This is a genomic window from Synechococcus sp. R6-10 (assembly GCF_047461815.1).
Taxonomy (GTDB): Bacteria; Cyanobacteriota; Cyanobacteriia; order Thermostichales; family Thermostichaceae; genus Thermostichus.
Window position 1 is genome coordinate 1 of record NZ_JANSHW010000045.1, and the last position, 4,057, is coordinate 4,057.

Here is a 4,057-nt window from a genome sequence, read left to right on the forward strand (position 1 = left end):
GGGCAGGCTGGGTTAAGGTGATAAAGAGTTACAGGGCTGGTCGCTATGGCTGAGATGAGTCCGTATCAGGTGTTGGGAATTAGCGAAGAAGCCTCTTTTGAAGAGATTCAATCGGCGCGGGCTCGGCTCCTGGCCAGCTTGGGCGCCGATGAACAGCAGCAAGAGCGGGTGGAGCAAGCCTACGATGCCATCCTGATGCAGCGCCTGCGCCTGCGCAAAGAGGGCAAAATCGCCGTTCCCGATCGCATTCGCTACGCCGAACAACGGGCTGCCCATCCTGAGCCGGAGCTGAGTTTGCCTCGCCCTGCTGCCCAAAATCCCCCCTGGGTCAGCCGCTGGTTGGATACCCCCTCTACCGCCGATGCCCTCTGGCCTGCGGCGCTGCTGGGTGGGCTGGGGGGTTGGGTTATCCTGGCTCCCGATGAGTACCCCTCGCTGCAACTGGCCTTGGGGCTGATGGCTTGTATCTATTTCCTGTACCGCAAAGAGCGCCGCTTCATTCGCGCTTTTCTCTTGGCCCTGGCGGGCCTGAGCCTGGGGCTGATGTTGGCCTACGGCATTGCCCTTCCTCTCACCGGTGGCGATGCTCCTGGTGCGCTGTTGGTGGGGATCACGTTTACGGTGATGTGGTTGGTGACCAGCTTTCTGCGCTAGCTGCCGGTTGGCAACGGATATCCAACCAGGGATCATCCTCACCTGCCAAACCGCCGCTGCCGCGACTGATAGCTAAGCAAGGCTTGGTGAAAAGCGGCTCGGTCGAAATCCGGCCAGAGAATGGGGGTGAAATACTGCTCGGTGTAGGCCATCTGCCAGAGCAGGAAGTTGCTGATGCGCATCTCGCCACTGGTGCGGATCAGCAGATCAGGATCGGAGAGGCCGGTGGTGTAGAGAAATTGGGAAAAGAGGGCCTCGTCAATCTGATCCGGCTGCAGCAGCCCCTGCTGCACCAAGGTGGCAATGGAGCGGCAGGCCTGCAGGATCTCCTGTCTTCCCCCGTAGTTGAGGGCCACCGTCAGGCAAATGCCCTTGTTGTGCTGGGTGCAGGCCACCGCATGCACGATGGTTTCCTGCAGAGAGTGGGGCAGAGCCGACAACTGGCCGGCAAACTGGATGCGCACCCCCTGCTGCACCATTTCCCCCAATTCCTGCCACAGCACCTGCTCGAACAAAGTCATGAGAAAATCCACCTCCTCGCGGGCCCGGCCCCAGTTCTCGGTGGAGAAGGCATAGGCGGTAAGGGCCGGGATCCCCCAATCATTGCAACAGCGCAGCAGCTCCTTCAGGGCCGATACCCCTCGCTGATGCCCAACGCTGCGGGGTAAGCCCCGTTTTTGCGCCCAACGCCCGTTGCCATCCATCACCACCGCCACATGGCGGGGCAACAACTGCGGATCTAGGTCGGCAGGCAACTGCAGAAGATGGGCAGGAGAAACGGTCATGGAGATTCAGTCTTCGGGGAGGGTTTTCTCAGGTTTGCGAAAGAGTTTAGTCAGATCGGCAAGGGATCCCCACCAGCGCAGCGGCCCATTGCGAAACCAGGGGTGGGCCCACAATCCCTTTAGCGGAGCATCTCGTTTTTTGGCATCGCGGGGATTGCGCAACCGCTGTACCAGCAGTTCGTGTAACTTGGCACTGGTCAGAGGCCGCTCGATGCGCCCACCCTCCGCCAGGGAAATGGATCCCGTTTCTTCTGAGACCACAATACACAAGCAATTGGTCTGCTCTGTGATCCCCATCGCAGCGCGGTGCCGTGTGCCCAGCTGTCGAGAGGCGGCCCGCTCCGAAACCGGCAGGATGACCCCCGCTGCGCGAATGCGATTCCGATGGATGACCACAGCCCCATCATGCAACAAAGTTGAAGTCTGGAAAATGGTCTGCAAGATCTCCCGCGACACCCGCGCCTGCAGAGGTACCCCTTTGTCGGTAAACACCCGCGAGTCAATTGGCTGCTCCGGCTCGATCACAATCAGCGCTCCTGTGCGGTTTTGGGAAAGTTCTCGCACTGCTTGCACCAGTTCTTCCACCAAATCTTCCTCAGGATCCTCCTCGTCATCGCCTGCGTTGCTCGGCCACTCCATGCGGATGGCTCTTGCCAATTGCTCCAGCAGCCGCCGAAACTCCGGTTGAAAGAGCACGCCCATGGCTACAGCTGCGCCCAGGAGCAGGCGATCCAAGATCAGGTGAACCAAGGGGAGAGAGGCTGTGGCCAGGTACAGCACCAGCAGCACTATAAATCCCCTCACCAGCACCCCAGCACGACTTTCGCGGGTGTAGTAGAGAGCCAAAGCCAACAGAAAGACAGCCAGAGCCCAGTCCAAGAGGCTGAGAAAGTTAAACTGCTGTAGCCAAGCCCATAAGGCCGCCAGCATGGCGAAAAACCCCGTTCACGCTCCCCTCATTGCGGACCTTCTGCCTGGTGCCGTTCTGCACCTCAGAACCCCTGTTGGACTGCGGCCCCCAGACCAGCCTACCACTCACCTCCTGGCTGTCTTCCAGTCTTTCTCGCATGAGGTGCGTTGGCTGCGGTCGGCGCTGCCAGGGAAGGCTGTGCCTCTACTGACCAGATGGGTATGGGCAAACTTCCCCTTCAACGCAGCAACCGCTCCGGCAAGACATCTTGACGGATTAAGTCGGCATAAGTTTCTCGCCGCACAATCAACTGGGCCTCTCCCTCGTTGACCAGCACCGCGGCTGGCCGAGGGAAGCGATTGTAATTGGAAGCCATGCTGTAGTTGTAGGCCCCCGTCGCCAAAACCACCAACACTTCTCCTGCCATTGGGGCGGGCAGAAGCACATCCTTCAACAGCACATCCCCCGACTCGCAGTGCTTGCCGGCCACCGTTACCCGCTGCGTGGCCTCTGCCTCTGGTCGGTTGGCCAGAAGGGCGGTATAGCGGGCTTGATAGGTGATCGGGCGGGGGTTGTCGGACATACCACCGTCGATGGTGATGTAGGTGCGTCCCTGGGGCAGGTCATCGCTGGGAGGGATCCGCTTTTGCCCTCCCAGGGTGTAGGCGGTCACGGCAGCCGGCCCAATCACAGATCGTCCAGGCTCGCAGAGCACTTTCGGCAGAGGGATCCCAGCCTGGGCAAAGGCTTGTTGCACCGCCGTCGCCACAGTTTCCACCCACTCCGGGATGGAGGGGGGATCATCGGATTTGACATAGCGGATCCCCAGGCCCCCACCCACATTGAGCTCTTGTAGGGGCAACCCTCTGTCCAGCCCTTGCCGCCAGATCTGGGCCAGCACCCCCGCCAGGTCTCGGTGGCCCTGCAGATCAAAAATCTGCGACCCAATGTGGGCATGGAGCCCGACGCACTGCAACTGAGGATGGGCGGCCAAAAAATCCAGCACTTCCGGCAATTGCCATCGCCCGATGCCGAATTTGCTGTCGGTTTGCCCGGTACGAATGTACTCGTGGGTGTGGACGTCGATACCGGGGTTAACCCGCAGGAGCAGCCGCGCTGGCCGTGCGGGCGTGGTCAGGGCCGACACCTGCTGCAGTTCGTACAGGCTATCGACCACCAAAGTACAGCCCGTCTCCAGGGCCAAGTTCAGCTCGTCGAGAGACTTGGCGTTGCCGTGCAGATAGAGATCTTCACCTTTGGCCCCCGCCTGCAGGGCCGTGTACAGCTCCCCGCCAGAAGCCACATCCAACCCCAGCCCTTCTTGCAGCGCCAATGCACAGATGGCCAGGCAATTCCAGGCTTTCGTGGCGTACAAAACCCGGGATCCCCCGGCGTAGCAGCGGGCCCAGGTGTCACGGTAAAGCTGGCAGGCGCGGCGCAGCGTCCATTCGTCCAGGATGTAGAGAGGGGATCCAAACTGGCGCACCAGCTCCACCACGTCGCACCCCCCAATTTCCAAGTGCCCCCGGCTGTTGATACGGCTGGTCAAGGGGCGCAAAGACTGGTTTGGGGAAAGGGTCTGCTCTGGATGGGTAGGAGTGCCGAGGGTCGAAATCATGGTCAGGAGTCAGAAAACTGTCTTAAACGATATCAAGTTCCTTATTCAGTTTGTCTTGAAAAGTGCCCAGCCCTAACCCGATCCCTTTAT

General features: G+C 60.3%; 4 protein-coding genes. 1 reads left to right on the forward strand and 3 read right to left on the reverse strand.

The window, feature by feature from the left end; all coding sequences use genetic code 11:
- Positions 1–45 precede the first annotated feature (45 nt).
- On the forward strand, positions 46–654 hold the full coding sequence (locus NW837_RS01395) for a CPP1-like family protein (protein WP_041436527.1): 609 nt from the start codon (positions 46–48) through the stop codon (positions 652–654).
- Between the two features lie 38 nt (positions 655–692).
- Here the strand turns inward: NW837_RS01395 and NW837_RS01400 are convergent, their stop codons facing one another.
- The 3 genes from NW837_RS01400 to lysA form a co-directional block, all read right to left on the reverse strand.
- Complete coding sequence (locus tag NW837_RS01400; RefSeq protein WP_414328939.1) at positions 693–1,439, reverse strand: isoprenyl transferase; 747 nt, start codon at positions 1,437–1,439, stop codon at positions 693–695.
- A gap of 6 nt (positions 1,440–1,445) precedes the next feature.
- On the reverse strand, positions 1,446–2,369 hold the full coding sequence (gene cdaA, locus NW837_RS01405) for a diadenylate cyclase CdaA (RefSeq protein WP_414328940.1): 924 nt from the start codon (positions 2,367–2,369) through the stop codon (positions 1,446–1,448).
- A 218-nt stretch (positions 2,370–2,587) separates the two neighbouring features.
- Positions 2,588–3,967, reverse strand: a complete 1,380-nt coding sequence (lysA, locus tag NW837_RS01410; RefSeq protein ID WP_414328941.1) for a diaminopimelate decarboxylase — start codon at positions 3,965–3,967, stop codon at positions 2,588–2,590.
- Positions 3,968–4,057 lie beyond the last annotated feature (90 nt).